Origin of the sequence: Streptomyces sp. NPDC004658 (genome assembly GCF_040609555.1) — a bacterium.
GTDB lineage: Bacteria > Actinomycetota > Actinomycetes > Streptomycetales > Streptomycetaceae > Streptomyces.
In genome coordinates this window covers 1-2,859 of sequence record NZ_JBEXKG010000344.1, presented here as the reverse complement: position 1 = coordinate 2,859, position 2,859 = coordinate 1, and the positions used below count along the sequence as shown (strand labels likewise).

General features: G+C 77.2%; 2 protein-coding genes and 1 pseudogene. All 3 read right to left on the bottom strand.

Annotated elements, in window-relative coordinates; translation table 11 throughout:
• Nucleotides 1-96: 96 nt before the first annotated feature.
• Nucleotides 97-546: pseudogene (locus ABZV94_RS41075) on the bottom strand (hypothetical protein); the annotation flags it as partial.
• Nucleotides 543-1,886 (bottom strand): hypothetical protein, encoded by a 1,344-nt coding sequence (locus ABZV94_RS41070; protein ID WP_356350150.1) that lies wholly within the window; start codon nucleotides 1,884-1,886, stop codon nucleotides 543-545. The pseudogene ABZV94_RS41075 and the gene ABZV94_RS41070, both read right to left, overlap by 4 nt.
• Nucleotides 1,883-2,656, bottom strand: coding sequence for an ABC transporter ATP-binding protein (locus tag ABZV94_RS41065; RefSeq protein WP_356350148.1), 774 nt, complete (start codon nucleotides 2,654-2,656; stop codon nucleotides 1,883-1,885). The genes ABZV94_RS41070 and ABZV94_RS41065 overlap by 4 nt, the downstream gene beginning before the upstream one ends.
• Nucleotides 2,657-2,859: the final 203 nt, after the last annotated feature.

The window sequence follows — 2,859 nt, the reverse complement described above, 5'->3', positions numbered from 1 at the left end:
TGATGTTCGAGAAGCTGAAGCGCGCGCCGAAGGAGGGCCAGACGGTCACCGTGCGGCTCCGCTTCAGCAAGTCCGGTCCGCCCACCGCCCTCCGCCCGAGCCCAGGTAGACGGCGGTCACGTAGGCGAACGCGGGGAGCCAGCTCAGGCGGGCACCCAGCAGGACGGCCGCCGTCGCGGTGACGCCCGCGCAGCCCAGGGTGTTGCGGATGACGGCGGGCGGGCCGAAGGTGTCCGCGTGGCCGAGCACGGCCGGGACGACCAGCAGGGCCGCCAGTGTGGTCAGGGCCGTCAGCTGGGCCAGCCGGCGCGGCCACCAGGGGCGTACGGCCGTACGGTCCAGCTCGTCCGAGGCGCTGTACAGGCTCGCCCCGATCACCGCCGACGCCAGCAGCGGCGCCAGCGCGACGATGGGCACCCGGCGGTCGGGGTCGAGGTAGGCGTCCAGCCGGCCGGCCGCCCAGAGGGCGAAGGCGGCGGTGCCGGCGAGCGCGGCCAGCGTGGCGGGCAGCGCCCGGGAGCGGGCGTACAGAAGCGGTCCGGTCACAGGGCCGGCACCCCCTCGGCGTCGCAGTCGGCGTGGGCCGCGAAGTAGGCCGACAGCCACTCCCGGCGTGTCCGCTCGTCCATGCCGGCCAGCTTCGCGCGGGCCGCGCGGCGCTCGCGCAGGTCGGCGCGCCGCGTCGCGTCGCCCCGGGCGTCGTCCTCGTCGATCGCCTTGCCCGTCGAGGTCGGCGCGAGGTAGTGCTCGACGGCGTCGTCCGCCCGGAGCACCCGGGCCGTCCGGGTCCGCCCGGGACAGTCGTAGCCCTGCAGCGCGGCGACGGCCTCCCACGCGAACTGCTCCGGATCCGTCAGCCGCCCCCGTACGGCCGACCAGCCCAGCGGCGTGATGCCCGGCAGCCGGGCCTCGCCGGCGCGCGGCGCGCCGCCGCGGTCCGCCCACCGCACCGGCAGGTTCCGCACCCCGTCCAGCTTGCCCGTGACCCCCGACAGGGCCTCGCCGACCTGCGGGAGCATCCCGGCGTACCGGGCATTGACGCACACCGCCGGGGTGGTGGAGGTGTCGCACACCTGACGGCGGGCGAGGGGGTCGGCATGCCACAGGCCGTTCCCGGTCTGCGCGAGCAGCGTGCCCGCGGCCAGCGCGGCGGCCAGCGGCAGCACGGCCGTCATCCGGCGCCGGGCGGCGTACGCCAGCACGATGGCGAACGCCAGTCCGCCCGTCCACACCGCCATGGCCCAGGGCTGCCACCACACGGGCAGCCCGCCGGACGGAAGCGACGTGGTGGGGCTGAGGGCGTGGCCGGGGACCGAGCGACCCATCGTCACGATCCCCAGGCCCACATATCCCGCCATCGCGAGCAGCGGCGCCGCGAGCCGCGCCGGCACCGCCCGGCCCGCCACGTGCCCGGCCAGCGCACCGGCCGCCATGGCGGCCGTGTCCCCGGGCAGCAGCGTCAGGTGGGGACGGTCGCCCTGGGCGTAGGGCCAGGTGGCCAGCTGGGCCAGGGCCGCGGTCAGCAGGTAGCCCACGGCCACCCAGCCCGCCACCGGCAGCGCCGCGGCCAGCAGCCGGACCAGCGGCGGCCGTACGGTCGTCCCCCACAGCTCCTCGGTACGGCGCCGGCGCTCCCGGCCGCCCTGCCAGCAGCCCGCCGCCGCGGCCAGCGGAAGGGTGATCAGCATCGCCGAGTGCAGCTGGCCGGCGGTCTCCGACCATCCGCCCTGCCACTGGTCCGCCTTCGCCCACAGCGTCACGCCGAGCGTGAGCAGTACCGCGGCCCCGGCCCAGGGCGCGAAACCCCGCAGCCACTCGGCGCGCAGCGGGTGCGGCGCACGCGGGGCCGCCGTCGGCCCGGTGACGGGCTCGGTGACGAGGGTCATCGCACCGCCTCCCGCGCACCCGGCGCGCGGTGCGCCCGCAGCGCCGCCGTGTAGCCGCGCTCGATCGGATGGTCGCCCGGCCCGTCCGACGCCTCGCCGAGCAGGGTGAGCGCCCCGGGCGTGCCCCGGTACGCGATCCGGCCCCCGTCCAGCAGGGTGACCTCCGTGCAGGCGGCGGCCACGTCCTCCACGAGGTGGGTGGAGACCACGACCGTCGCCGAGGCGCCCAGCTCGCGCAGCAGCTCGCGGAACTCCACCCGCTGCTCCGGGTCCAGACCGGCGGTCGGCTCGTCCAGCAGCAGGACGGCGGGGTCGTTGACGATGGCCTGCGCGATGCCGACCCGGCGGACCATGCCGCCGGACAGCGTCCGGACCCTGGCGTCGATACGGTCCGCGAGGCCGACCCGGGCCACCGCACGCTCCACGGCCGCCGGCACGTCCGCCGCCGGCATCTCCTTCAGCCAGGCCACGTACGCCACGAACTCCCGCACCGTGAAGCCCGGGTAGTAGCCGAACTCCTGCGGCAGGTAGCCCAGCCGGCGCCGCACCCCGGCCAGTCCGCGGTGGCCGGCGGTGTCCTCACCGAGCAGCTCCACCCGGCCGGCGTCCGGCCGCGCCACCGTGGCCAGCACCCGGATCAGCGAGGTCTTCCCGGCCCCGTTCGGCCCCAGCAGCCCGTGCACACCGGTGCCGAGCACCAGGTCGAGCGCATCGAGGGCGAGCGTCTTGCGGTGCCGGACCCGCAGGCCGGTCACACGGATGGAACTCATCGTCTCTCCAGGGGAGGGCACGGGGACCCGAGGTGGGTCCGGGTTCGGTCGAGGCGCGCGCGGGCGCTGCCCCGGGATCGCGGCCGGTGACCGCGCGGGCCACGGCCGCCAGGAGGCCGAGGCCTGAAGGGTGGTCATGGGACGGGGCAGCCCGGGCGCGCCTCGACCGAACCCGGACCCACCTCGGGTCCCCGTGCCCTCCC

Bases quoted from the DNA above. Each gene is read 5' to 3' on its own strand.
- ABZV94_RS41065 (WP_356350148.1), bottom strand. From the start codon at position 2,656: ATGAGTTCCATCCGTGTGACCGGCCTGCGGGTCCGGCACCGCAAGACG.
- ABZV94_RS41070 (WP_356350150.1), bottom strand. From the start codon at position 1,886: ATGACCCTCGTCACCGAGCCCGTCACCGGGCCGACGGCGGCCCCGCGT.